This window comes from Streptomyces pseudovenezuelae (genome assembly GCF_001513955.1).
Lineage (GTDB): Bacteria > Actinomycetota > Actinomycetes > Streptomycetales > Streptomycetaceae > Streptomyces > Streptomyces pseudovenezuelae.
Map to the genome: position 1 here is coordinate 249,894 of NZ_KQ948145.1, position 24,482 is coordinate 274,375.

At 72.9% G+C, this 24,482-nt stretch carries 14 protein-coding genes; 3 read left to right on the forward strand and 11 right to left on the reverse strand.

Annotated elements, in window-relative coordinates; genetic code table 11:
* Positions 1 to 4 precede the first annotated feature (4 nt).
* The 3 genes from AQI94_RS08535 to AQI94_RS08545 form a co-directional block, all read right to left on the reverse strand.
* Positions 5 to 3,565 (reverse strand): ATP-dependent helicase, encoded by a 3,561-nt coding sequence (locus AQI94_RS08535; protein ID WP_031048060.1) that lies wholly within the window; start codon positions 3,563 to 3,565, stop codon positions 5 to 7.
* A 110-nt stretch (positions 3,566 to 3,675) separates the two neighbouring features.
* A complete protein-coding gene (locus AQI94_RS08540; RefSeq protein ID WP_079062534.1) occupies positions 3,676 to 7,206 on the reverse strand; it encodes an ATP-dependent helicase in 3,531 nt (1,176 codons plus the stop codon).
* Between the two features lie 275 nt (positions 7,207 to 7,481).
* Positions 7,482 to 7,868, reverse strand: a complete 387-nt coding sequence (locus AQI94_RS08545) for an MGMT family protein (protein ID WP_031058892.1) — start codon at positions 7,866 to 7,868, stop codon at positions 7,482 to 7,484.
* Positions 7,869 to 8,054: 186 nt separating this feature from the next.
* Here AQI94_RS08545 and AQI94_RS08550 point away from each other — a divergent pair, with 186 nt between their 5' ends.
* The 3 genes from AQI94_RS08550 to AQI94_RS08560 all read left to right on the forward strand — a co-directional run bounded on the left by AQI94_RS08550 (position 8,055) and on the right by AQI94_RS08560 (position 14,045).
* Positions 8,055 to 10,736, forward strand: a complete 2,682-nt coding sequence (locus tag AQI94_RS08550) for a lysylphosphatidylglycerol synthase domain-containing protein (RefSeq protein ID WP_031058889.1) — start codon at positions 8,055 to 8,057, stop codon at positions 10,734 to 10,736.
* 82 nt (positions 10,737 to 10,818) lie between these two features.
* Positions 10,819 to 12,360 (forward strand): alpha/beta hydrolase, encoded by a 1,542-nt coding sequence (locus AQI94_RS08555; RefSeq protein WP_031058886.1) that lies wholly within the window; start codon positions 10,819 to 10,821, stop codon positions 12,358 to 12,360.
* Positions 12,361 to 12,497: 137 nt separating this feature from the next.
* The gene (locus AQI94_RS08560; protein WP_031058884.1) at positions 12,498 to 14,045 is read left to right on the forward strand and encodes an alpha/beta hydrolase; all 1,548 of its coding nucleotides are present in this window, start codon (positions 12,498 to 12,500) and stop codon (positions 14,043 to 14,045) included.
* A 53-nt stretch (positions 14,046 to 14,098) separates the two neighbouring features.
* On the opposite strand, the gene moeZ is transcribed toward AQI94_RS08560, so the two are convergent.
* The 8 genes from moeZ to AQI94_RS08600 all read right to left on the reverse strand — a co-directional run bounded on the left by moeZ (position 14,099) and on the right by AQI94_RS08600 (position 24,482).
* Positions 14,099 to 15,277: an adenylyltransferase/sulfurtransferase MoeZ gene (gene moeZ / locus AQI94_RS08565; protein ID WP_031058882.1), complete on the reverse strand. Its 1,179-nt coding sequence runs from the start codon at positions 15,275 to 15,277 to the stop codon at positions 14,099 to 14,101.
* 63 nt (positions 15,278 to 15,340) lie between these two features.
* On the reverse strand, positions 15,341 to 16,090 hold the full coding sequence (locus tag AQI94_RS08570; RefSeq protein WP_031058879.1) for a spherulation-specific family 4 protein: 750 nt from the start codon (positions 16,088 to 16,090) through the stop codon (positions 15,341 to 15,343).
* On the reverse strand, positions 16,078 to 17,037 hold the full coding sequence (locus AQI94_RS08575; protein WP_031058876.1) for an NAD-dependent epimerase/dehydratase family protein: 960 nt from the start codon (positions 17,035 to 17,037) through the stop codon (positions 16,078 to 16,080). Before AQI94_RS08575 ends, AQI94_RS08570 begins: the two co-directional genes overlap by 13 nt.
* A 307-nt stretch (positions 17,038 to 17,344) precedes the next feature.
* Positions 17,345 to 18,535: a hypothetical protein gene (locus AQI94_RS08580; protein ID WP_404817898.1), complete on the reverse strand. Its 1,191-nt coding sequence runs from the start codon at positions 18,533 to 18,535 to the stop codon at positions 17,345 to 17,347.
* A 389-nt stretch (positions 18,536 to 18,924) separates the two neighbouring features.
* Positions 18,925 to 20,643 (reverse strand): DUF3492 domain-containing protein, encoded by a 1,719-nt coding sequence (locus tag AQI94_RS08585; protein WP_078902962.1) that lies wholly within the window; start codon positions 20,641 to 20,643, stop codon positions 18,925 to 18,927.
* Between the two features lie 190 nt (positions 20,644 to 20,833).
* A complete protein-coding gene (locus AQI94_RS08590) occupies positions 20,834 to 22,426 on the reverse strand; it encodes a dipeptide ABC transporter ATP-binding protein (RefSeq protein ID WP_031058867.1) in 1,593 nt (530 codons plus the stop codon).
* On the reverse strand, positions 22,423 to 23,421 hold the full coding sequence (locus AQI94_RS08595) for an ABC transporter permease (RefSeq protein WP_031058864.1): 999 nt from the start codon (positions 23,419 to 23,421) through the stop codon (positions 22,423 to 22,425). The genes AQI94_RS08590 and AQI94_RS08595 overlap by 4 nt, the downstream gene beginning before the upstream one ends.
* A complete protein-coding gene (locus AQI94_RS08600) occupies positions 23,418 to 24,482 on the reverse strand; it encodes an ABC transporter permease (protein ID WP_031058861.1) in 1,065 nt (354 codons plus the stop codon). Before AQI94_RS08600 ends, AQI94_RS08595 begins: the two co-directional genes overlap by 4 nt.

A 24,482-nucleotide genomic window follows, 5' to 3' on the forward strand; every position in this document is an offset into this window, starting at 1 on the left:
GAGCCTATCGGCCCGCACCGACATCCTCGTTGGGCGGTTCCTCACACTTTGCCGACGCGGAACCGCCGGGCCGCCAACCCGGTTCCTGGGTGAGAAGCCGCTCCAGGGCGGCGCGGTCCGGCAGGTTCCTGGGGCGTACGACGTCTCCGGTGCGAACGTACAGGAACGCCGCAGTGACCGATTCCACAGCCACCCCCTGCCGCTCGGCCCACGCCAGCCGGTACACGGCGAGCTGGAGGGGGTCGGCGGTGCGGGTGCGGCCGGTCTTCCAGTCGACGATCTCGTACGTCGTGCTGCCCCCGTCGCCGTGCCGGTAGACGGCGTCGATGCGGCCCCGGACCACGCGGCCCGCGATGGCGAGCTGGAAGGGCGTCTCCAGGCGGTAGGGGGTGCGGTGGGCGTACTCGGTGCGCTCGAAGGCGTCCTTGAGGGCTTCCAGGTCGCGTTCGTCGGCGATCTCGGCGTCGTTGCCGGGCAGGTCGTCCGGTTCCAGCATCGGCAGCGTCAGGGCTTCGAAGCGGGCCTCGACCCAGGCGTGGAAGCGGGTGCCCTGACGTGCGGCGGGTTGCGGAGGGCGCGGCATGGGGCGCGCGAGCTCCTGCGCGAGCCCGTCGGGGTCGGCGGCCAGGCGGAGCACCTGGGAGGCGGTCAGCGAGGCGGGCAGGGGTACGTCGGTGACGGCTTCCCGCGTGCGCAGGAGTTCGCCGGTGAGGGCGTCGAGGTCGCGGTCCCAGGAGGCGATGGCGCGGGCCTCCTCGGGGGTGAGGGTGTCCGGCTCCGCGGGGTGGGGACGTGCCCGAGTGGTGGGGAGCTCCGGGGCGGTGGCCTGGTGCGGGACGGCCGGGCGGTGCGTCGCGAAGGTGTCCCAGTCCTCGGAGGCGTCCGTCTCGACGCTCTCGTCGTCGAAGGGAGGCTCTTCGAAGGGGGGCTCCTCGGGGTGACGCTCCTCGGGGTGACGCTCTTCGGGGTAGGGCGGCTCGTCGTCGGGCGGTGGGGGCCAGTCCGGGTCGTCGTAGGTGTCCGGGTCGTGCACGGCCGAGGGGTGGGTGTCCGGGTGGGCGGCGAGGTCCTCCAGGTGGTCCAGGACCGTCCGGGCGGCCGCCCGGCGCCGGGCGAGGGCCCTGTCGTCCAGAGGAAGGGGCCAGACCTGGTCCTCGGTGCGGCTGTGCAGCGCGGGATTCTCCTCGTCCTCGGCGGGCTCGTCGGCCCACGCCTCGATCTCGCCGTGGCCGGCCGCGCAGTGGTCGTGCAGGGCCTGCAGGAAGTCGGAGGGCCCCCGGGGCTTCTTCTGTGTGGGACCCCACCAGTGGCCGGAGCCGAGCAGGAGGGAGCGGGGCCGGGTGAAGGTGACGTAGCCGAGGCGGAGTTCCTCGGTGTGCTGGTGGTCCTTCATGGCCTCGTGGAAGTCCTTCATGCCGCGCGCGTCCCAGGAGGCGATGTCGGGGAGGGTGTCGGTGTCGCCGCGCAGCGCGTGCGGCAGCACCTTGCCCTGGGCGGTCCACTTCTCACGTCCCTGGGTGCTCGGGAACGTCCCGGTGACCAGGCCGGGGACGGCGACGACGTCCCACTCCAGGCCCTTGGACTTGTGCGCCGTGAGCACCTTGACGGTGTTCTCGCCGCCGGGCAGGGCGTTGTCGAGGCCCTTCTCGTACTGGGCGGCGGTGCGCAGGAAGCCGAGGAAGGCGAGAAGGCTCGCCTCGTGGTCGCCGGCCGCGAACGAGGCGGCGATGTCGAGGAAGTTGGACAGGGTCTCGCGGCGGCGGGCGGCCAACGCGTGCGGGGACGCCGACAGTTCGACCTCCAGGCCGGTGACGGCGAGGACGCGGTGCAGGACGTCCATCAGGGGGTCGGCGAGCGAGCGGCGCAGGTCGCGCAGTTCGGCGGCCAGGCGTGCGAACCGCACACGCGCGTCCGGTGAGAAGGGCAGCCCGTCGTCGCCCTCGTCCCCGCTGTACAGGGGTGTCTCCAGGAAGGTCTCCAGGGCGTCGGCGAGCGATATCACCTCGGCCGGGTCGACCCCCTCGACGGCCTCGGCGAGCCGGCGGTCGGGGTCGTCGTCGCCGTCCACGCGCGCGTGGGACACCAGACGCCGGGCGCGCCTGCCGAGGAGGGCGAGGTCGCGGGGGCCGATGCGCCAGCGCGGGCCGGTCAGCAGGCGGACCAGGGCGGCGTTGGCGCCGGGGTCCTGGAGGACCTCGCAGACGGCGACCAGGTCGGCGACCTCGGGCAGGTGCAGCAGGCCCGAGAGGCCGACGACCTCCACCGGGACGTCCCGCTCGACGAGGGCGCTCTGGATCTCGGCGAAGTCGGTCGCCGTGCGGCACAGGACGGCGATCTCGCCGGGTGCCTTCCCGGTCCGTACGAGATGGGCGAGGGAGTCCGCGAGCCAGTCGATCTCCTCGGCGTGGGTGGGCAGGAGGGCGCAGCGCACCATGCCGTCGCGTTCGGCACCGGGGGCCGGGCGGAGGGCCTCCACGCCCGCGTGCAGGGCGCGCAGGGGTTCGGCGAGGTCGTTGGCGAGGTCGAGGAGGCGGCCGCCGCTGCGGCGGTTCTCGCTGAGCGACTGGCGGGTGGCGGGGCGGCCGTCGGGGTGGGCGAAGTGCTGCGGGAAGTCGTCGAGGTTGGCGACGGAGGCTCCGCGCCAGCCGTAGATGGCCTGGCAGGGGTCGCCGACGGCGGTGACCGGGTGGCCGGTGCCCGCGCCGAACAGGCCCGCCAGCAGGACGCGCTGGGCGACCGAGGTGTCCTGGTACTCGTCGAGCAGCACCACCCTGAACTCGTCGCGCAGGAGGCGGCCCACTTCCGGGATCCCCGCGAGGCGGGCGGACAGGGCGATCTGGTCGCCGAAGTCGAGCAGGTCGCGTTCGCGTTTGGCGGCGCGGTAGCGGACGACCAGTTCGGCGAGTTCACGGCGGGCGGCGGCCGTCTCGGGGACCTTGCGCAGGGCGTCGTTGGTGAGCTTGGCGCCTTGCAGGGTCAGCAGCAGCTCGGCGTCGTGGGCCCGCAGCTGCTCGGGGCGGACCAGGTGCTCGGCGAGTTCGGCGTCGAGGGTGAGCAGATCGCTGACCAGGTCGGCGAAGGAACGGGTCAGGGCCGGGTAGGGGCCGGGAGCCTCGCGCAGCACGCGCGCGGCGAGCTGGAAGCGGGTGGCGTCGGCGAGGAGGCGGGAGGTCGGCTCCAGGCCGATGCGCAGGCCGTGGTCGGTCAGCAGGCGGCCCGCGAAGGCGTGGTACGTGGAGATCACGGGTTCGCCCGGCGGATTGTCCGGGTCGATGACGTCGGGGTCGGTGACGCCCGCCCTGACGAGTGCCTTGCGGACGCGCTCGGCGAGTTCGCCGGCGGCCTTGTTGGTGAAGGTGAGGCCGAGGACCTGTTCGGGGGCGACCTGGCCGGTGCCGACCAGCCACACCACGCGGGCCGCCATCACCGTCGTCTTGCCCGAGCCGGCACCGGCCACGATCACCTGGGGGGCGGGCGGCGCGGTGATGCAGGCCGTCTGCTCCGGGGTGAACGGGATGCCGAGGAGCTCCTTGAGCTGATCGGGATCGGTGATACGGGCGGCCATGTCGCAGAGGCTAGCGGCGCGCACTGACAGCGGAGGACGAATCGCCCTCCGGGCTGGAAGATGTGCAGGTCAGCACGTGTGGTGCGACTGATCACACCGGCATGCTCACCTCACTCCACAACGTGCCGTCCCTCCGGCCTGGCGCTGCACGAGGCCCGGAACGCGCAGTGGGTGCAGTGCTGGCCGGCGTTCGGCGTGAACCGTTCGTCGAGGACCTTGCCGGCTGCCGTGGCGAGCAGGTCGCCGACCCACTCCCCCTCCAGCGGCTCCTGCGCCTGGACCTTGGGCAGCGTCTCGCCGCCGTCCCGCTTGGGGGCGCCCTGGCGCAGTTGGACGAGTTCGGCGCCGCCCGGCTCGGGCCGTACACCGTCGAAGGCCTCGTCGACGGCGCCCTCGCGGACGGCGAGCTGGTAGACGGCGAGCTGGGGGTGCTGCTCCACTTCGGCGGAACTCACGGGCTGCTTGCCGGTCTTGAAGTCGACGACGTACGCGCGCCCCTCGGCGTCGGTCTCGACGCGGTCCATCTGGCCGCGGATGCGCACCTCGACCTCACCCGCTTCGAGGGTGACGTCGAAGTCGTGCTCGCTGGCCACCGGGGTGCGGCCGGTGCGGTCCATGACGTGCCACTTCAGGAAGCGTTCGAGCGCCACGCGCGCGTTCTCCTTCTCCTGCGCCGACTTCCAGGGCGCGTCGAAGGCGAGCGCGTTCCACACGGAGTCGAGGCGCTCCATGAGGACGGCGAGGTCGGCGGGGGTGTGCCCGGAGGCGACCTCGTCGGCGAGGACGTGCACGACGTTGCCGAAGCCCTGGGCGACCGTCGCGGGCGCGTCGGCCTTCACCTCGCGGCCCAGGAACCACTGCAGGGCGCAGGTGTTGGCGAGCTGGTCGAGGGCGCTGCCGGAGAGCACGACGGGTTGGTCGCGGTTGCGCAGCGGCACCTTGGACTCGGTCGGTTCGAACATGCCCCACCAGCGGTAGGGGTGGGCCGAGGGGACGAGCGGGCGGCCGTCCTCGTCGGCGAGGGCCGCGAGCCGGGCCAGCCGGCGGGCCGCGGCCTCCCTCAGGGTGTCGGAGACGCGCGGGTCGACGGTGGTGGCGCGGAGTTCGGCGACCAGGGCGGCGACCGACAGGGGGCGGCGCGGGCGGCCGGTCACGTCCTTGGGCTCGACGCCGAGTTCGGTCAGGAAGCGGGAGGGCTGGTCGCCGTCGTCGGCCGGTGCCTTCACCGCCGTGACGACGAGTCGCTCACGCGCGCGTGTGGCGGCCACGTAGAACAGGCGGCGCTCCTCGGCGAGCAGGGCGCCCGGGGTGAGCGGTTCGGCGAGTCCGTCGCGGCCGATGCGGTCGGCCTCCAGGAGGGAGCCGCGGCGGCGCAGGTCCGGCCACAGGCCCTCCTGGACGCCCGCGACGACGACCAGCCGCCACTCCAGGCCCTTGGAGCGGTGCGCGGTCATCAGGCGGACGGCGTCGGGGCGTACGGCCCGTCGGGTGAGGGTGTCGGCGGCGATGTCCTCGGCGTCGATCTCCTCCAGGAAGTTCAGGGCGCCGCGGCCTCCGGTGCGCTCCTCCGCGCGCGCGGCGGTCGCGAACAGTGCGCACACGGCGTCCAGGTCCCGGTCCGCGTTGCGGCCCGCCGCGCCGCCGCGCCGGGCGGCCCGCTCCAGACGCCCGGGCCAGGGCGTCCCCTCCCACAGGTCCCACAGCGCCTCCTCGGCGCTGCCGCCGTTCGCGAGCCGCTCACGCGCCTTGCCGAGCAGCGCGCCGAGCCGCTGGGCTCCGCGCGCGTACGCGGGGTCGTGCACGGCCAGGCGTTCGGGCTCGGCGAGGGCGCGCGCGAGCAGCACGTCGGAGGGCGGCGGCAGGGCGTTGCCCGCGGCCCGCTCCTCGTCCCGCAGGGCCCGGCCGAGGCGGCGCAGGTCGGCGGCGTCCATACCGGCGAGGGGGGAGGCGAGGAGGGTGAGGGCGGTCTCGGTGTCGAGCCAGGTGATCTCCGAGGGCGGTGCCCCGGAATCCGACGGCGACTCCTCGGAAGCGGCCTCCCCGACCGGCGACGGTTCGACGGGAACGGCGTCCTCGACCGACGGCGGCTCCTCGGAAGCGGCGGCCTCGACCGGCGACAATCCGGCGGAAGCAGCGCCCTCGACCGACGGCGACCCCTCAGACGCAACGCCCTCGACCGACGGCCGTTCCCCGGGAGCGGCGCCCTCGTCGGGCCGTACCTCTTCAAGCCCTGCGGCGCTCCCCGCCGCCTCCGCCGTCGCCACCGCCCTGAGGGCCGTCAGCAGTGGCGCCACCGCGGGCTCGTGCCGCAGCGGCAGGTCGTCGCCGTCGATGTCCAGGGGGACGCCGGCCGCGGTGAGCGCGCGGCGCACCGTCGGGATCGTGCGCGAGCCCGCGCGGACCAGGACGGCCATCTCGCCCCAGGGCACGCCATCCTCCAGGTGTGCCCTGCGCAGGATGTCCGCGATGTTGTCCAGCTCGGTGCCGGGGGTCGGGTAGGTGAAGACCTCGACGCGACCGCCCTCGCGGACCGGGGCCAGCTCGCGGTGGGCGCGGACCTTCTCCGCCGGCAGCCGGGTCAGGGGCATGCGCTGGGTCACCAGGCGGGTCGCGGCCAGCAGGTCGGCGCCGGAGCGGCGGGAGGTGCGCAGGACCTCGACGGGGGCGGTCCGGCCGTCCGCGCGCGAGAAGGCGTACGGGAAGTCGAGGATGCCGTTCACGTCCGCGCCGCGGAACGCGTAGATCGACTGGTCGGGGTCGCCGAAGGCGACAAGGGTGCGACCGCCCCCGGCCAGGGCCTGCAGCAGCCGTACCTGGGCCGGGTCGGTGTCCTGGTACTCGTCGACGAACACGGCGTCGTACTGGGCGGCGAGCCGCTCGGCGACCTCGGGTCGGCGGGCGAGGAGCACCGCCCGGTGGACGAGCTCGGCGTAGTCGAGGACGCCCTGGAGGTCGAGGACGTCGAGGTACTCGGCGAGGAAGGCGGCCGCGGCCCGCCAGTCGGGGCGGCCGATACGGCGGGCGAAGGCGTCCAGGGCGCCGGGGCCGAGACCCAGTTCGCGGCTGCGGGCGAGGACCGCTCGAACCTCGTCGGCGAAACCGCGGGTGGTCAGGCAGGCCCGCAGGTCGTCCGGCCAGCGCACGTGCGCGAGGCCGAGCCGCTCCAGGTCGGGCTGACCGGCGAGCAGTTCACGCACGGTGACGTCCTGCTCGGGTCCCGACAGCAGCCGCAGCGGCTCCACGAACAGATCGCTGTCCTGGTGGGCGCGGATGAGGGCGTAGCAGAACGAGTGGAAGGTCGTCGCCTGCGGGGCGCGCGCCGCTCCTATGCGCAGCGCCATGCGGTCGCGGAGTTCGACGGCCGCCTTGCGGCTGAACGTCAGCACGAGCACGCGCGCGGGGTCCCCTCCACGGGCGATTCGTGCGGCCACCGACTCGACGAGCGTGGTGGTCTTCCCGGTGCCCGGACCTGCGAGAACGAGCAAAGGTCCGGCTCCGTGCTCAACCACGCGGCGCTGTGCGGCGTCCAGACGAGGGGGATCCACGCGGGCCGGTGGGGTACGCACCAGTCGGTAAGCGCCACGGTTCCCCTGGCGCACCTGGGAGTGCGACAGACGCCTGGTGGAGGAAGAGGAGCTCACGTGGTTCGCCGGTCCTGGTGGGTGTGCTGTTGGGCGGCCCGCCGCGCGTGGAGGGCGGTGGACGGGGGGTGAGGGGGACGCGTGCAGCCGACGCTACGCCGACGCCAAGTGTGGAAGCAGGGCTTCCGCTTCTTCCCGCGCGCCCCGTGGGGCCCACACGACGCCCGCGACCCGTACGTCCCTCACCCCACGAACGTACGGCATGCCACAGACGTGCCGTGTTTCCCCCGTACGGGCCTCCGGGTGCTCCCGGGCCCCCGGGATGGCGGAAGCTGTCAGGTGTGACCCTCCGCACGGCCGCCGCCGTCCCAGCGCGCCCGTCTCATGTCGAGGCGCGGCAGATGGCCCTCGGCGGCCCTGCTCGCCTCCTTGAGGGGCGTGCCCTCGGCGCGGTACCGGTCGAGCGCCCGCAGTTCGTGCCCCGGAAGCAGGGCGCCGTCCGCGCGGACGACACGCCACCAGGGAACGGCTCCGCCGTACAGGGCCATGACCCGGCCGACCTGGCGGGGGCCGCCCTCCTCCAGCCACTCGGCGACATCGCCGTATGTCATGACGCGCCCGGGCGGAATGCGTTCGGCCACGTCGAGGACCCGCTCGGCGTATTCCGGCAGCGCGTCCGCGTACTCCGGGTGGGCGTCCTGAGGAAGGCTCTGCTCGCTCATCCGCCCCATCCTGCACCACGCCACCGACAATGTGACGGGCTCGCGACCGTGCGTATCCCTCGCCCAGGGACAGCGCTTCCGGCAGACTGTGCGCCCCCGCATGTGCACCCTGACACCCCGGTGTGTCGGTGGGGCATGCCACCATCGTGCGGGCGGTGACTGGTGATACGAGATCAAGAAGAGACGATGAAGCCACAGGGTGTGCACCCGGAGGACGCCGAGAGCACCTCTGACGCTTCGTCGCGCCCCGACACCGCCGACGCCGAAGAAGTGCACGTCGACGCGGTCGAGAGCGACGAACCACTGCTCCCCGCGCGCGTGCACCGGCCCTCCGATCTGATGCGGCTGCTGGTCGGCGTGCTGGCCCTCGTGGTGCTGCTCGCGATCGCCGCGTTCGCGCACGGCACCACCTCGGGACTCGAACAGGACATCAACAAGGGCACCGGGCAGGCGCCCGACCTGCTCATCAGGATCGCCGGCCTCGCCTCCAGCATCGCGATCCTCCTGGTCCCGGTCGCGTTCGCGATCGAACGCCTGATCAAGCGCGACGGACTGCGGATCGCCGACGGTGTGCTCGCCGCGGTCCTCGCCCACGGTGTGACGCTCGCCACCGACCTGTGGGTGGCCAAGGGCGCCCCCGGCTCCATTCAGGAAGCGCTTACCCAGCCCTCCCCCGGCGACATCCACGCCCTCACCGACCCGGTGCACGGCTATCTGGCGCCCGTCATCGCCTATATGACGGCCGTCGGCATGTCCCGCAGGCCGCGCTGGCGGGCGGTGCTGTGGATCGTGCTGATGCTCGACGCGTTCTCGATGCTCGTCACCGGCTACACCACCCCGTTCTCGATCATCCTGACGGTGCTGATCGGCTGGACCGTCGCCTACGGGACGCTGTACGCGGTCGGCTCGCCCAATGTCCGGCCCACCGGGCGGACGCTGATCGCGGGTCTCAGGACCGTCGGCTTCCATCCGGTCAGCGCGGCCCGCGAAGAGGCCTCGGAGACCGCGGAGAACGGCGACCGCGGCAGGCGCTACTTCGTCACCCTGGAGGACGGCCCGCCGCTGGACGTGACGGTGGTCGACCGGGAGCAGCAGGCGCAGGGCTTCTTCTACCGCGTGTGGCGCAACCTCACCCTGCGCGGCTTCGCCACCCGCAGCAGCCTCCAGTCGCTCAGACAGGCCCTGGAGCAGGAGGCGCTGCTCGCCTACGCGGCGATCGCGGCCGGCGCCAACGCGCCCAAGCTGATCGCCACCTCCGAACTCGGTCCCGACGCCGTGATGCTCGTCTACGAGCACACCGGCGGGCGCACGCTCGAATCGCTGGCCGAGGACGAGATCACCGACGAGCTGCTGCGCAACACCTGGCGCCAGGTGCAGGCGCTGCAGTCGCGGCGCATCGCGCACCGCAGGCTCGCGGGTGACGCGATCTTGGTGGATCGTTCCGGCGCGGTGATCCTCACCGATCTGCGCGGCGGCGAGATCGCGGCCAGCACCCTGCTGCTGCGCATGGACGTCGCCCAGCTGGTGACGACCCTGGGGCTGCTCGCCGGCGCGGAACGCGCGGTGGCCTCGGCGGTCAGCATCCTCGGTCCCGACACCGTGGCCGACTGTCTGCCGATGCTCCAGCCGATCGCGCTGACGCGCTCCACGCGCGCGACGCTGCGCCGGCTGGCCCGGGAGCGCGCCCAGCGTGAGCGCGACGCCGTCCTGGAGGCGTCCCAGCAGGCCAAGCAGGCCCGGCTGGAGGAAGCGACGGAGGACACCAGGCCCGTACTCGAAAAGCCCGACAAGAAGACCGTCAAGGCGGAGGCGCGGGCGGAGAAGCGGGCCATCGACGAGGCCATCGAAGAGGCGCGCGAGGAGGACCTGCTGACGCAGATCCGCCATCAGGTGCTGCTGATCAGACCGCAGGCGCCGGTCGAGCCGGCCCGCCTGGAGCGGGTGAAGCCGCGCACGCTGATCAGCTTCATCGCGGGTGCCATCGGTGCGTACTTCCTGCTGACACAGCTCACGCACATCGAGTTCGGCCCCCTCGTCGCCAACGCCGAGTGGGGCTGGGTCGCCGCCGCCGTGCTGTTCTCGGCGTGCAGCTACTTCGCCGCCGCCATGGCGCTGCTGGGCTTCGTGCCCGAGCGGGTGGGATTCCTGCGGACGGTGGCGGCCCAGGTGGCCGGTTCGTTCGTCAAGATCGTCGCACCGGCCGCGGTCGGCGGAGTGGCGCTCAACACACGCTTCCTGCAACGCCAGGGGGTGCGGCCGGGGCTCGCGGTGGCCAGTGTCGGCGCCTCGCAGCTGTTCGGGCTCGGCTGCCACATCCTGATGCTGCTGTCCTTCGGCTACCTGACCGGCACCGAGAAGACGCCGTCGCTGTCGCCCTCTCGAACCGTCATCGCGGGCCTGCTGACGGTGGCGGTGCTCGTGCTCGTGGTCACCTCGGTGCCGTTCCTCAGGAAGTTCGTCGTCACGCGCGTGAGGTCGCTGTTCGCGGGTGTCGTGCCGCGCATGCTGGACGTGCTCCAGCGGCCGCAGAAGCTGATCACCGGCATCGGCGGCATGCTGCTGCTGACGGCCTGCTTCGTGATGTGCCTGGACGCCTCCATCCGCGCCTTCGGCAGCGAGGGCACCTCGCTCAGCATCGCCAGCGTCGCCGTCGTCTTCCTCGCCGGCAACGCGCTCGGCTCGGCGGCGCCGACTCCGGGCGGTGTGGGCGCCGTGGAGGCCACCTTGACGGTCGGTCTGATCGCCGTGGGGCTCCCCAAGGAGGTCGCCGCCCCGGCCGTTCTGCTGTTCCGACTGCTGACGCTGTGGCTGCCGGTGCTGCCGGGCTGGCTGGCCTTCAACCAGCTGTCCCGGAAGGGCGCCCTGTAGTCCCTGCCGCCCCGTCCGAGGCAGGTACCTCTTACGGCTCGCGCCCCGAGCATCCCCGCGCGCGCGAGCGCAGGATGGTTGCATGCCGACCCCCTCTCGACTGCGTGTCGCCGCCCTCACCGCCACCGCCCTTCTGCTGGCTTGCGCGCTGGCGGGCTGCGCCGACTCCCAGGAAGAGGACCTCTCGGCCCAGAAGCTGAGCTGGAAGGACTGCCCGGCCCCCTCCCCGGCCGAGGGCGGCGGAGACGCCCCCTCGCCGCTTCCCGGCGGCGAGGAATGGCAGTGCGCCACCCTCAAGGCCCCGCTCGACTGGGCGAAGCCCAAGGGCGACACGATCGGCATCGCGCTGATCCGGGCCAGGACCAGTGGCCCGGAGAACAGACGCATCGGCTCGCTCGTCTTCAACTTCGGCGGCCCCGGCGGCTCGGGCGTCAGCACGCTGCCCGCCTTCGGCTCGGACTACGCGAAACTGCGCACCCGCTACGACCTGGTGAGCTTCGATCCACGCGGGGTCGGCCGCAGCGCCCCGGTGGAGTGCCTGAACGACCTCCAGCTCGACGTGTACTTCGAGCAGGACGGGACCCCCGACGACTCGGCCGAACGCGCCAAGCTGCTGGACAACACCAAGGAGTTCAACGCGGCCTGCGAGGAGAACTCCCAGAAGATGCTGCCGCATGTGCGCACGACCGACGCCGCCCGCGACATGGACCTGATGCGTCAGGTCCTCGGCGACGACAAGCTGCACTACTTCGGCATCTCGTACGGCACCGAACTCGGCGGCGTCTACGCCCACCTGTTCCCGAAGCATGTGGGGCGCGCGGTCTTCGACGGGGTCGTCGACCCGACGCAGAACAGCGAGCAGGGCTCGCTCGGACAGGCCCGGGGCTTCCAGCTCGCGCTCGACAACTTCGCCGAGGACTGCACTTCGCAGCCCACGGACTGCCCCGTCGGCGACACCGCGCAGGACGTCAAGGACCGCATCGCGAAACTCCTGGCCGACCTCGACAGGAAGCCGATCCCCGGCATCGGGCAGCGGGTGCTGACCCAGACCGCCGCGACCAACGGCATCGCGCAGGCCCTGTACTCCAAGGACTTCTGGGAGTACCTGACCGAGGGCCTGGAACAGGCGTACGACGGTGACGGGAGGGTCCTGATGGTGCTGTCCGACTCGATGAACGGGCGCAGCGAGAACGGCGAGTACAGCAACATCACCGCGGCCAACATCTCCATCAACTGCGCCGACGACAAGCCCCGGTACACCACGGCCGCGGTCGAGCGGAGGCTGCCCGAGTTCCGTGCCGCGTCGCCGCTGTTCGGTGACTTCCTGGCCTGGTCGCTGCTGACCTGCACCGACTGGGCCGTGGCGGGCGCCGCCGACCATCCCGACGTGAGCGCCGCCGGATCGGCACCGATCCTGGTCGTGGGCAACACCGGGGACCCCGCGACCCCGTACGAGGGCGCCCGGAAGATGGTGGAGGCGCTCGGTCGGGGTGTCGGCGTCGAGCTGACGTACAAGGGGCAGGGGCACGGGGCCTACGACAGCAAGAACAAGTGTGTCCAGGACGCGGTGAACGGCTATCTCCTCACCGGGAAGGTGCCGGCGGCCGGGACCGTCTGCTCGTAGCACCCGACCGCCACGGACTCCGCGAAACTGCTGGTCAAAGGGTTATCCACAGGCTCGGACGGGTGTCTCGTGATCGGCCTACCATGGCCGGACCGGCGTTCGTGGATCGGCACGGACGGCTTGGGAGGGGGACTGTGATGGGGCGTTTCGTACGGTGGGCGGCCGTGACCGCCGCGGCCGCGCTGCTGGCGGCCGGCTGCAGCGGTGGTTCGTCCGGAGGCGGTGCGGGGGACGAGCGATCGGGCAGCGCGAGGCCCACCACGACCGGCGCGAAAGCGCTGCCCGCCGCGCTGACCTCGCAGAGACTCGACTGGGAGCGCTGCAAGGCCACCGCGGACGCCTCCGCGCCCGGCAGGGACTGGCAGTGCGCGACGCTGAAGGTGCCGCTCGACTGGTCGAAGCCGGACGGAGAGACGATCGACCTCGCGCTGATCCGCTCCAAGGCCCGCGGCGGCGAGCGCATCGGCTCGCTGCTGTTCGACTTCGGCGGCCCCGGCGCGTCGGGCGTCGCCGGAATGCCCGGGTACGCCGCCACCGTCTCCCTGTTGCGCGAGCGGTACGACCTGGTGAGCTGGGACCCGCGCGGGGTCGGCGCCAGCGAGGGCGTCCGCTGCCGCAGTGACAGGCAGACGCAGGCGGCCGAGGCGGTGGACCCCACCCCGGACACCCCGGCCGAGGAGCGGGCGTACCTGCGGGACGCCACCGACTTCGCCCGGGGCTGCGCGAAGGACGCGGGGGCGCTGCTGGCACACGTCTCGACCACCGACACCGCGCGGGACATGGACCTGATGCGCCAGGTCCTCGGCGACGACAGGCTGCACTACTTCGGCATCTCGTACGGCACCGAACTCGGCGGCGTCTACGCCCACCTGTTCCCGGAGCACGTGGGGCGGCTGGTGCTCGACGCGGTCGTCGACCCGAGCGCCGACATGGTGGCCCACCGCGAGAACCAGGCCCGGGGCTTCCAGCACGCGCTCGACAACTACCTCGCGTCCACCGGTCAGGACCCCGAGCGGGGCACCCGGAAGATCGCGGACCTGCTGGACCGGATCGACGCGGAGCCGCTGGACACCTATTCCGGGCGGAAGCTGACCCAGGTCCTCGCGTTCACCGGCATCGTCTGGCCGTTGTACCGCCAGGACAGCTGGCCTTCCCTGACCAGCGCTCTCGACACGGCCGAGGAGGGGGACGGCTCCGAACTGCTGGCGCTCGCCGACGGCTACAACGACCGTGACCCCTCGGGCCGCTACGGCCTGCTCCCGCAGGCCCAACGGGTCATATCGTGCTTGGACGACAAGCAGCGGCCCACCCTCACGGAGGCGAAGAGGCTGCTGCCCGAGTTCGAGAGGATCTCCCCCGTGTTCGGCCCCTTCCTCGGCTGGGACGCGGCCGGCTGGTGCCACGACTGGCCGGTGCCCGGGCAGTACCAGACCCCGGAGGTGAGCGCGCCCGGCGCGGCACCGGTGCTGGTGATCGGCAACACGGGCGACCCGGCGACACCGTACGAGGGTGCCCGGAGGATGGCGGACGAGTTGGGCAAAGGAGTCGGTGTGGAGCTCACCTGGAAGGGCGAGGGACACGGGGCGTACGGGAACGGGAGCGACTGCGTGGACTCCACGGTGAACGCGTATCTGCTGAAGGGCACGGTGCCGAAGGACGGCAAGGTCTGCGCCCTGCGTGGGTAGGGGAAAGGGGCCCGGCACCCGTGGTGCCGAGCCCCTCCCGGGAAGGCGTGGGCCTAGTAGACCGGCTTGTGCGGCTCGATCTGGTTGACCCAGCCGATCACACCGCCGCCGACGTGCACGGCGTCGGAGAAGCCCGCGGACTTCAGCACCGCGAGGACTTCCGCACTGCGGACACCCGTCTTGCAGTGCAGGACGATCTTCTTGTCCTGCGGGAGGCCCTCCAGGGCGGTGCCCATGAGGAACTCGTTCTTGGGGATCAGCTTGGCGCCCGGGATGGAGACGATCTCGTACTCGTTGGTCTCGCGGACGTCGATGATCTCGATGTTCTCGCCGTCGTCGAGCCACTCCTTGAGCTGCTTGGGAGTGATCGTCGAGCCGGCGGCCGCCTCCTGGGCCTCCTCGGAGACGACGCCGCAGAAGGCCTCGTAGTCGATGAGCTCGGTGACGGTCGGGTTCTCGCCGCAGACCGCGCAGTTCGGGTCCTTGCGGACCTTGACCTGGCGGTACTGCATCTCCAGGGCGTCGTAGATCATCAGGCGGCCGACGAGGGGCTCACCGATGCCCGCGAGGAGCTTGATGGCCTCGTTGACCTGGATGGAGCCGATGGACGCGCACAGCACGCCCAACACGCCGCCCTCGGCGCAGGAGGGGACCATGCCGGGGGGCGGGGGCTCCGGGTAGAGGCAGCGGTAGCAGGGGCCGTGCTCAGACCAGAAGACGGAGGCCTGGCCGTCGAAGCGGTAGATCGAGCCCCAGACGTACGGCTTGTTGAGCAGCACGCACGCGTCGTTGACCAGGTAGCGGGTCGCGAAGTTGTCGGTGCCGTCGACGATCAGGTCGTACTGGCTGAAGATGTCCATCACGTTGTCGGCCTCAAGCCGTTCCTCGTGAAGGACCACGTTCACGTACGGGTTGATGCCGAGGACGGAGTCGCGCGCGGACTCGGCCTTGGAGCGGCCGATGTCGGCCTGGCTGTGGATGATCTGGCGCTGCAGGTTCGACTCGTCGACCTCGTCGAACTCCACGATGCCGAGCGTGCCCACGCCCGCCGCGGCCAGGTACATCAGCGCCGGCGAGCCCAGGCCGCCGGCGCCCACACAGAGCACCTTGGCGTTCTTCAGCCGCTTCTGCCCGTCCATCCCGACATCGGGGATGATCAGGTGGCGGGAGTACCTGCGGACCTCGTCTACGGTGAGCTCGCCAGCGGGCTCGACCAGGGGTGGCAGCGACACGGGGACTCCGTTGGTCGGTCAATCACTACGGTTGTTCTCCCCGTAACACTGCCATGGGCCTCTTCATTCCGAGACACCCGTTCCGATCCGCGAGACGATCTCGTCCCAGTAGCCGGGCATGGTCTCCCAGGGGTCGACGCGGCCGCCGCGGTCCGTGCGGTCGGTGAACCAGATCGTGGCGGCGCCCTGCCAGCGGGCGATCCGCAGCGCCTCCTCAAGGTGCGGGCCGGGTACCCCGTGGACGAGGTGGCAGAAGCGGTCGGGCGGGTAGTCGGCGGTCCACTCGGCCACCTGCGACCAGCGGTAGTCGCTCCAGGAGCCGGAGAAGGTGACCAACTGGTCGGCGTTCTCGGCGTAGCCGGGGTGGGGGTGGGTGCCGTGGCCGAGGACGATGTGGGCATTGTCACGGATCGCGCGGAGCGTGGTGACGGTGCGGCGGACCTCGGGCAGCGTGGCGCGATCGGTCGGACAGTGGTCCAGGAGGAACCCGTCGACCCGGTACCAGTCGATGTAGCGCTGGGCCTCGGAGATCGTCTCGCCGTAGGCGCGGGTGCCGTGGGCGCTGTCGAGGCGACCGAGGACACGGACGCCCGCGTTGCGCAGCCGGCCGGCCGCTTCGAGGCAGTGCGGGTCGGGGCGGGCCCCGGGGCCGTCGGCGACGTCGAGGACAGCCCAGTGCAGGGGGGTGCCGGGGCGGGCGAGTTCGGCCCACTCTGCGGGGGCGACCAGGGGGTGGGCGTAGCCGGGGACCCCGAGGCCGGTGCGCAGTTCGGTGCTCGACGTGCTGGTCTTCGTGCTGGTCAGATGCGGCATGCCGCCTCCATCCAGATGTCGGCGAGGGACTCTTCGAGGTTGATGCGGGGACGCCAGCCGAGCCGGTCGCGCGCGGTGCGCACATCGGCCTGCTGCCAGCTGCCGCAGCCGTCGGGGTACGGGTACGCGACGGGTGCCGCGTGGTCGGGCTCCGGGCGGGGGTGGCCGATGGTCGCCCTCAGCGGGCCGGGAGGGCCGTCGAGTTCATGGAGGGCGCCGCCGTATCCGGCGACCCGGGCCAGGACGGCGGCGGCGTCGCGGAGGCGGACGGCGCGGCCCGAGCCGATGTTGATGACGCCCTGTGCGGCGGAGAGCGAGGCCGCGTGGACGGCGCGGGCCACGTCGCGGACGTCGACGAAGTCGCGCTGGGCCCCGAGGCCGCCGAGCTTCAGTTCGCCGTCGCCGGACTGCATGGCGCGGCGCATGGCCTCGGCGAGACGGCCGAGCGGGGAGCCCGCGGGGGTGCCGGGGCCGGCCGGTGAGAAGACACGCAGGACGACCGCGTCCAGGCCGGAGCCGAGGACCAGTTCGGTGGCAGCGAGCTTGCTGACGCCGTACGGGCCGCCGGGGCGGGGGACGGCGTCCTCGGCGGTGGAGGAGCCCGGCTGGCTGGGGCCGTACTCGGCACCGCAGCCGATCTGCACCAGACGGGCTCCGCAGCCGCTGCGGCGCAGGGCCTCGCAGACGGTGGCGACGGCGACCGTGTTGTGGCGGGTGAGTTCGCGGGCTCCGCCGCGGGTGGCGCCGGCGCAGTTGACGACGACGCCCGGGTGGACCGCGTCGAGGAAGCGGGTGAGGGCGCCGGGGCTGCCGGACGCGAGGTCGAAGCGGACGTCGGCGTCGTCACCGCGGCCGAGGGCGGTGAGCTGGACGGCGGGGTCGGCGAGCAGGCGGTCGGCGACGAAGCGGCCGAGGTAGCCGTTGGCTCCGATCAGCAGGACTCTCATCGGGCTGCTCCCGGGGCCTTGGGGGCGGGTCGGGAGGTGGTCATTGCGGGTTCTCCTTCGGGAGGGGCTTGCGAGGTGCCTCCGGCGGGACCGGAGGGGGGTGCCTGCGGCGGAATCCGGGGGTGCCTGCGGCGGGGGCCGGAGCGGTTGCCTGCGGCGGGGCCGGAGGAGCTGCTGAGGCGGTGTGTGCGGGTCGGCGGGGCGGTTTGCCACCGTGGGTGGAAGGTCGCGCCCACGACGGGTGGCTGCTCTCGCCCACGCCGGGTGGGCGGCCGTGCCTACGGCGGGTGCGTGGTTCGGGTGCGGGTCAGCACGAGTCCTCCGCCCGGGCGTGGGCCGACGCTCTCGTCAGCTTGCGGGCCCCGTGGATCAGCAGGGCCAGGGCGCCGAGTCCGCAGGACAGGGTCTGGATGCCGCTCGCGCCCCAGAGGTCCACCAGGGCGTCCACCGGTGCGGCCAGGAAGCCGCAGCCCGGAAGGCGGGAGGCGAAGACCGCGGCCAAGGCGGTCGCCTGGGCCGTGGCAGCGGCGGTGAGGACCGCCCCGGGGGCGTGGGTGAAGCCGTGGACGGTGAGGAGGCGGGCGAGGAAGAGGAGGGCGCCCAGGGCAATGACCTGTGGGAGGGCTGCCGGTTCGGCCACGGCGGCGCCGGACAGGGCCGACAGCGCCGTCAGGGCGCACAGGTACAGGGCGAAGGTGCCGAGCAGCAGAGGGCGTACGGAGGCCGCGAAGTCCTCCAGCCCCCGGCTGACGGCCAGTTTGCGCCGGGCGCGTGCCGCGAAGAGGTGGGCGGACCAGGCCGCCGGGGCGCAGGACAGGGTGAGGGCGAGGAGCGGAGCCGTGGTCATGGGCCAGGCGGCGTCGGCGGCGCCCGTGGGGAGGGCGTCGGGGCCGCCGGTCACGGCCGCCGCGAGGAGGCCGTCGCCGAGGGTGGCGTAGGCGAGGAGCCAGTACGTCCAGGTGGAGGTGCCGGTGGTGGGTGCGCGGTCGGATGTGCCGAGGGGGCCGCGGGACAGGGCCGCGCGTACGGCCAGGGAAACGGCCAGGAAGCCCACCAGGGCGGCGACCAGCCGGGACTGACCGTCGGTGAGGCGGATGCCGGTCACCGTGGCCACGCAGAGGGCGCCGGGGAGGAGGGTGAGCAGGGCCCAGTCGGCGCGGGCCCCGGAGGTCTGCTCCGTCGTGGGCGGCGGGGGCGCCTCGCCGTCCCTCGGGACACGGGCGTACATCTCCTCCGCGAGGGAGAAGACGTCCCGGTGCCGGAAGCGGACGGCCGTGCGGTCGGTGACGCCGTGGGCCTCCAGGCCCGCCGCGATCTCCAGAGGGTCGACGGCCCGGGCGCACAGCTCGCGGTGACGGTGCATCAGGGCCTTCACCGGGTCGGCGGCGGAACGGCGGGCGGGGCCGGGGACGGTGGGCTTGCCGCCGGTGGAGATCTCGGGGGCGCGCGGGGTGGGCGCCGACGGGGCGTACGGGTCCGCGTGCTCGGAAGCGTCGATCGTGTGCGGGTCGACGTCGTCCGGCTCTACCGCTCGGGGCTCCTCGGAGGCGCCGGACGTCTTGGGTTCGCCGGACACACCGGAATCACCTGACACCTCGGGCTCGCCGGACGCCTCGGCCCCGCCAGGCGCGTCGGAGCCTCCGGAGACTGCGGCCTCACCGGACACCTCGGAGTCGCGCGACGCCCCAGACGCACCGGGCACCTCGGGCCCACCGGTCGCCTTGGACCCGCCGGTCGCCTCAATGTCACCGCAACCCTCCCCGGACACCGAGGACTTACCGGAGCCGTCCCCGAAGACCTCGGCTCCCCTGCCCCCCTCCGGCGCCCCGGAGCCTTCCGCCGCGTCAGGAGTGCCCGGGGTGCCCGGGCGGTCGAGTCCCACCTCGCTCATCCGGTCGCTCCTTCCGGGGCGGCGAAGGGAGGCGTCGCGCTGACCGGGGGGCCCGCGGCCCAGCCGGGGCCACCGCGGGCCGCGAGACGGGTGCCGTGCTCGGTCCTGTGCTCCGTCCAGCGGCCGGGTACATGGGCCTCGGCGGGGGCGGCGAAGGGCAGGGGCTCACCGGTGCCGTCCAGGACGACCCGGCGGACGGGGGTGTGCGAGACGATCTCCAGGTAAATGCCGTGAAATGCCGTGATGTTCTGTTCCACGGTGAACAGTTCGAGCGCTCGGGCGCGTGCGGCGGCGCCCAGGCGTTCACGGCGCTCGGGGTCGCGCAGCAGCGTGACGCACGCCTCCGCGAGCGCCTTCGGATTGCGGGGCGGGACGACGAGCCCGGTGCCGCCGATGACCTCCACGACCGCGCCGACGTCGGTGGACACCGTGGCCCGGCCGCAGAACATGGCTTCGACGAGGGTGATCGGGAAGCCCTCGACGACGCTGGACAGGACGGTGACCGCACCCGAGGCGTAGGCATCGGCGAGCGTCGGCACCTCGGGCCCGCCGATCTCCTCGAAGCGGACGGGGTTGTCACCGACGGCGTGCAGGCCCTCCGCCTCGTCGGGGAAGAGCTGCGCGGCCAGCGCCTTGCAGTGCCCGAGGTAGGCCGCGCCCTCGGCACCGGTGGGCGCGCCGACGATTCTCAGCCGGGTCTTGGGCTCCTCCTTGCGGACCTCGGCGAAGGCGTGCAGCAGCGAGATCAGGTCCTTGGCGGGTTCGACCCGGCCGACCCAGACCAGGGTGTCCGGGTCCACGCACTCGGCGGACTCGCCCACCTCCGTGAAGCGGGTGGCGTCCATGCCCGGGTAGACCGTGCGCAGCTTCTCGCGGTCGGCGCCGCAGCGCTCCTGCCAGCGGCGGGCGTGGGTGTTGCCGGGTGTGACGACCGCCGCCCGCCGGTAGGTCTCGGTGGCGAGCCGGCCGTGGAAGGCGGTGAGCAGGGTCCGTACGGCGGGCGGGGACTCGGTGTCGGCCAGGTAGTGCGTGCGCAGTCGCACCCCGTACTCCGTGACCAGCAGCGGCACACCGCAGAAGTGGTGCGCGAGGAGCCCGGGCAGGGCGGCCGGTCCGCCGGAGGTCGCGTGGCACAGGTCGACCGCGCCGAGGCCGTCGTCCTCGTACCAGTCGAGCGACAGGGGGCGCAGGGCGCGCTCCAGGTGGCCGGCCACGGTGAGCAGTTCCGGTACCCGCGCCGCGCGCGCCGTCTGCCGGGCGCCGGGCGCACGACAGGCGCGCTCCAACGCGCGTACGGCGGTCTCGGAGCGGAGCGCTCCCACCAGCCCGCCCTCGTCGCGGGCGAGTTCGGCGAGTCCGTACAGGGCGCTGGCGAAACGGTCCGCCTCAGCGGCCGACGACTCCCCCGAGGCGTCGCCGACCGCCCCCTCGCACAGTGCGGACGCCAATGCGCCGTACCACTCGGCGAACCGGCGGCGCGCGCGCCGCCCGTACACGACGCCGTCGTCCTCCGCGGTCCACAGCGGGGCGGTGATGACCCTGCCGACCTGCGGTGGCAGGTGGACCCAGCCCTCGTCCTCCTGGTGCTCGCTGCGGCTGAGCGCGTAGATGTCGAACTCGTGCTGCTCGAGCCCGCGCACGAGCCGGTCGCACCAGAGTCTGGCGTCACCGCTCACATATGGATAGCCACCCTCCGTAAGCAGTCCTATGCGCACGAGTGCACCCCCGATCTCCCGTATGAGGAGCCGCCGTTGGCTCGGCGGCTCGCAGCGGGACGAAGGTATGCGGACAAGGCGGTGGCGCGACGGACGGTTGTCCATCGCGCCACCAGAAGGGGTGAACGCTCGTAACTTTCCGGTGCGGGTCGCGTTCGGTCGCGCTAAGAGATCACCCGGACACGGAACGTCAGGTCACGGCCACTTCCCGCCGTTCCGCCCGGCGCCGGGCCGCGATCCGCGGATCGAGCGCCGGTACGGCGGCCAGCAACTGCCTTGTGTACGGGTCCCGGGGGCTGTCGTAGACCTCGTCGGCCGGGCCCTGTTCGACGATCCGGCCGTGCCGCATCACGGCGACGCGGTCGCTGACCTGGCGTACGACGGCGAGGTCGTGCGCGACGAACACCAGCGCGAGTCCGAGCTCCCGCTGCAGCTCACCGAGCAGGGCCACCACCTGGGCCTGGGTGGTGACATCGAGGGCGGAGACCGGTTCGTCGCAGACGATGACGCGCGGGTCGGCCGCGAGCGCCCGGGCGATGCCCACGCGCTGGCGCTGGCCGCCGCTGAACTCGTGCGGGTAGCGGTCGTAGTGCGCCCCTTCGAGCCCCACGCGCTCCAGGAGCTCCCGCACGCGCCCCCTGATCCGCTTCTCGTCCCTCTCGCCCCGCGCGCGGAGCGGGTCGGCGATGGACTCGCCCACGCTGCGGCGGGGGTTGAGGGAGGAGACGGGGTCCTGGAAGACCATCTGCACGGCCGGGTCGACGCCCACGCGCGCGTGGCCGTCGTGGCGGACCTCCCCCGCCGTCGGCTCCAGCAGGCCGACCAGCATCCGCCCCAGGGTGGTCTTGCCGCTGCCGCTCTCACCGACGACGCCGAGGGTCTCGCCCCGGCGGACGGTCAGCGAGACGTCGTCGACGGCCGCGAAGGCCCTCTTGCCGCGGCCGAACTCGCGTCGCAGGCCCTTCGCTTCGAGGACCACCTCGCCGGGCGCCGGGGAAGGTGTCCGCGGGGCGTCCACGCGCGGTACCGCGGCGAGCAGTTCGCGGGTGTACGCCTGTCCCGGCGCCCCGAGCACCGCGGCGACCGGCCCCCGCTCGACCGCGCGGCCGTGCCGCATGACCAGGACGTCGTCGACGCTGCCGGCGGCGACGCCCACGTCGTGCGTGACGAGCAGCAGGCCCATGCCGGTCTCCTGGCGCAGCGTGTGCAGCAGGTCGAGGATCTGGGCCTGGACGGTCACGTCGAGCGCGGTCGTCGGCTCGTCGGCGATCAGCAGACGGGGCTCGCAGGCCAGTGCCATCGCGATGAGGGCGCGCTGGCGCATGCCGCCGCTGAACTCGTGCGGACGGGACCGGGACCGCCGTACGGCGTCCGGGATGCCGACCCGGTCCAGCACCTCCACGGCACGCGCGCGTGCCGCTCGTCGCGACACACGCGTGTGCACGCGGTACACCTCGGCGATCTGGTCGCCGATCGCGTAGTACGGGTCCAGGGACGACAGCGGGTCCTGGAAGACCATCGCGGCCTTCGCGCCCCGCAGCCGCCGCAGTTCGTCGTCCGACGCCCGCTGTACGTCCACTCCGGCGACCTCGACGGAGCCGCCCACGCGCGCGCCCGTGCCGCGGTGCAGCCCGAGCAGGGCCGAGGCGACGGTGGACTTGCCGGAGCCGGACTCGCCGACCAGGGCGAGGGCCGCGCCCTGCTCCAGGCGGAAGGAGAGGCCGTCGACGGCGCGCAGGTCGCCGAAGCCGACGGTCAGGTCCGTGACATGGACGAGACTCATGCGAGCACCACCCGTCGGTCGGCCACCGCGTACAGGACGTCCGCGACGGCGTTGGCGAGCACCACGAAGAAGCCGATGACCAGGACCATGCCGACGACGACCGGCAGGTCGATGACGGTCACGGCGTGGACCAGTTCCTGGCCGATGCCGGGCAGGCCGAACAGCGATTCGACGAGGACGGCCCCGCCGACCGCGCTGCCGAAGTCGTTGGCGTTCAGGGCGATGATCGGGGCCAGGGCGCCGCGCAGGGCGTGCCGACCGACGATCGACCGCTCGCCGACGCCGTAGGCCCGAAAGGTGCGGATGTGGTCCTCGGCGAGCGTCTCCAGCATCGACGCGCGGGTCAGCCGGGCGAAGTAGGCCGCCTCGCCCAGGGCGAGGGTGACCCAGGGCAGCAGCAGGCCCCACATCCACTGCTCGGGATCGTCGGCGAAGGGGACGTACTCCGGGAAGGGCAGCAGTTCCAGCTGTCCGCAGACCACGATCATCAGGACCAGGCCGATGACGAACACGGGCGTGGCGACCCCGGCGAGCGTGATGCCGGTCAGCGCGCGCTCGGTGAACCGGCCGCGCCGCCAGGCGGAGAGCACGCCGGTACCGACGCCCAGCAGCAGCCAGAGCACCATCGCGCCGACCACCAGCGACAGGCTGACGGGCAGCTTGTCCAGGATGATCCGCGTGACCTGCTGGTCGCTCTGGTACGACAGCCCGAGGCAGGGCGCCGGGCAGTGCTCGACGGAGGTGCCGGTGGAGTAGTCGTGGCCGGCGACGATGCCCTGGAGGAAGTGCCAGTAGCGCAGGTACAGCGGGTCGTCGAGCCGGAGCTGCTGAGCCACCTGGTGCACCTGCTCCGGCGAGCAGCGCGGGCCGCAGGTGATCTGGGCGACGTTGCCGGGGGTGGCGTAGAAGACGACGTAGATGATCACCGAGAGGGCGAGCAGGGTGAGTACGGCGCTCACCGCCCGGCGCAGGGCGAACGCGGTGAAGCCGCTCATGCGGTGCCCTCCCTGGCGGTCTCGGGCTCATGGACCTTGGGCTCGTCGCCGTCGAGGTTGCCGGCCTCGGACAGGTCGGCCTTGGACTCCTGCCTGCGGCCCGTGCCGATGCGCAGCCGGGAGGCCGCGCGGGGGTCGAGGGCGGTGCGGACACCGTCGCCGAGGACGGTGAGCGCGAGGACGGTGACGAACAGCGCGGCGGCGGGCAGCAGCAGGTACTGCGGGGCCGCCTGGTACCAGACGTCGGCCGAGGTGAGCATCTGTCCCCACGACGGGGTGGGCGGCCTGACGCCGACGCCGAGGAAGGACAGGGACGCCTCGATGCCGATGTTGGCGGGCACCATGAGGGCCGCGTAGGTGATCACGGGCGCGGCGAGACCGGGCAGCAGTTCCCGGCGGGCGATCCGCAGGGTGCCCCAGCCGCTGAGCCGGGCGGCGGCCACGTAGTCGAGCTCCTTGAGGGTGAGGGTCTGGGCGCGCGCGATCTTGCCGATCGTGCCCCAGGCGACGAAGCCGATGATGAGCGCGACCAGGACCGGCCTGGGGAAGCTGCCCGGCACGATGGCCAGCAGCGCCAAGGCCATGATCATCAAAGGCATGGCCACGATGATGTCGGTGACCCGGCTCAACAGTTGATCAACCCATCGGTTGCCGAGCGCGGCCGCGACGCCGACCACGACACCGAGGAAGACCTGTACGGCGGTCGCGGCCAGGGCGACGCCCAGGGAGACCCGGGCGCCGTACACGAGCCGTGCGAACAGGTCGCGTCCGGTCTGGGGCTCGACGCCGAGCCAGTGGTCCCCGCTGACGCCGCCGAAGGACCCGATGGGCACGCCTCCGCGCGCGGAGTCGATCAGGGAGGGGTGGTAGGTGGTCGGGTCCTGGCCCTCCAGCGCGGTGAGCAGGGGCGCCGCGAGGGCGACCAGGACGAGCAGTGCGACGACGACGGCCGCGACCATGGCGGCGCGCTGCGCCCGCAGCCGACGCCAGAACTGACGGGCCCCCGAGGCCCCCGGGACGGCTGCCCCGGGGACCTCGGTGGCGACAAGTGCCTCGCTCAT

Coding starts and splice junctions, on each gene's coding strand:
- AQI94_RS08535 (WP_031048060.1), bottom strand. CDS start 3,565: ATGGCCGCCCGTATCACCGATCCCGATCAGCTCAAGGAGCTCCTCGGC.
- AQI94_RS08545 (WP_031058892.1), bottom strand. CDS start 7,868: ATGAGCGAGCAGAGCCTTCCTCAGGACGCCCACCCGGAGTACGCGGAC.
- AQI94_RS08550 (WP_031058889.1), top strand. CDS start 8,055: ATGAAGCCACAGGGTGTGCACCCGGAGGACGCCGAGAGCACCTCTGAC.
- AQI94_RS08555 (WP_031058886.1), top strand. CDS start 10,819: ATGCCGACCCCCTCTCGACTGCGTGTCGCCGCCCTCACCGCCACCGCC.
- AQI94_RS08560 (WP_031058884.1), top strand. CDS start 12,498: ATGGGGCGTTTCGTACGGTGGGCGGCCGTGACCGCCGCGGCCGCGCTG.
- AQI94_RS08570 (WP_031058879.1), bottom strand. CDS start 16,090: ATGCCGCATCTGACCAGCACGAAGACCAGCACGTCGAGCACCGAACTG.
- AQI94_RS08575 (WP_031058876.1), bottom strand. CDS start 17,037: ATGAGAGTCCTGCTGATCGGAGCCAACGGCTACCTCGGCCGCTTCGTC.
- AQI94_RS08590 (WP_031058867.1), bottom strand. CDS start 22,426: ATGAGTCTCGTCCATGTCACGGACCTGACCGTCGGCTTCGGCGACCTG.
- AQI94_RS08595 (WP_031058864.1), bottom strand. CDS start 23,421: ATGAGCGGCTTCACCGCGTTCGCCCTGCGCCGGGCGGTGAGCGCCGTA.
- AQI94_RS08600 (WP_031058861.1), bottom strand. CDS start 24,482: ATGAGCGAGGCACTTGTCGCCACCGAGGTCCCCGGGGCAGCCGTCCCG.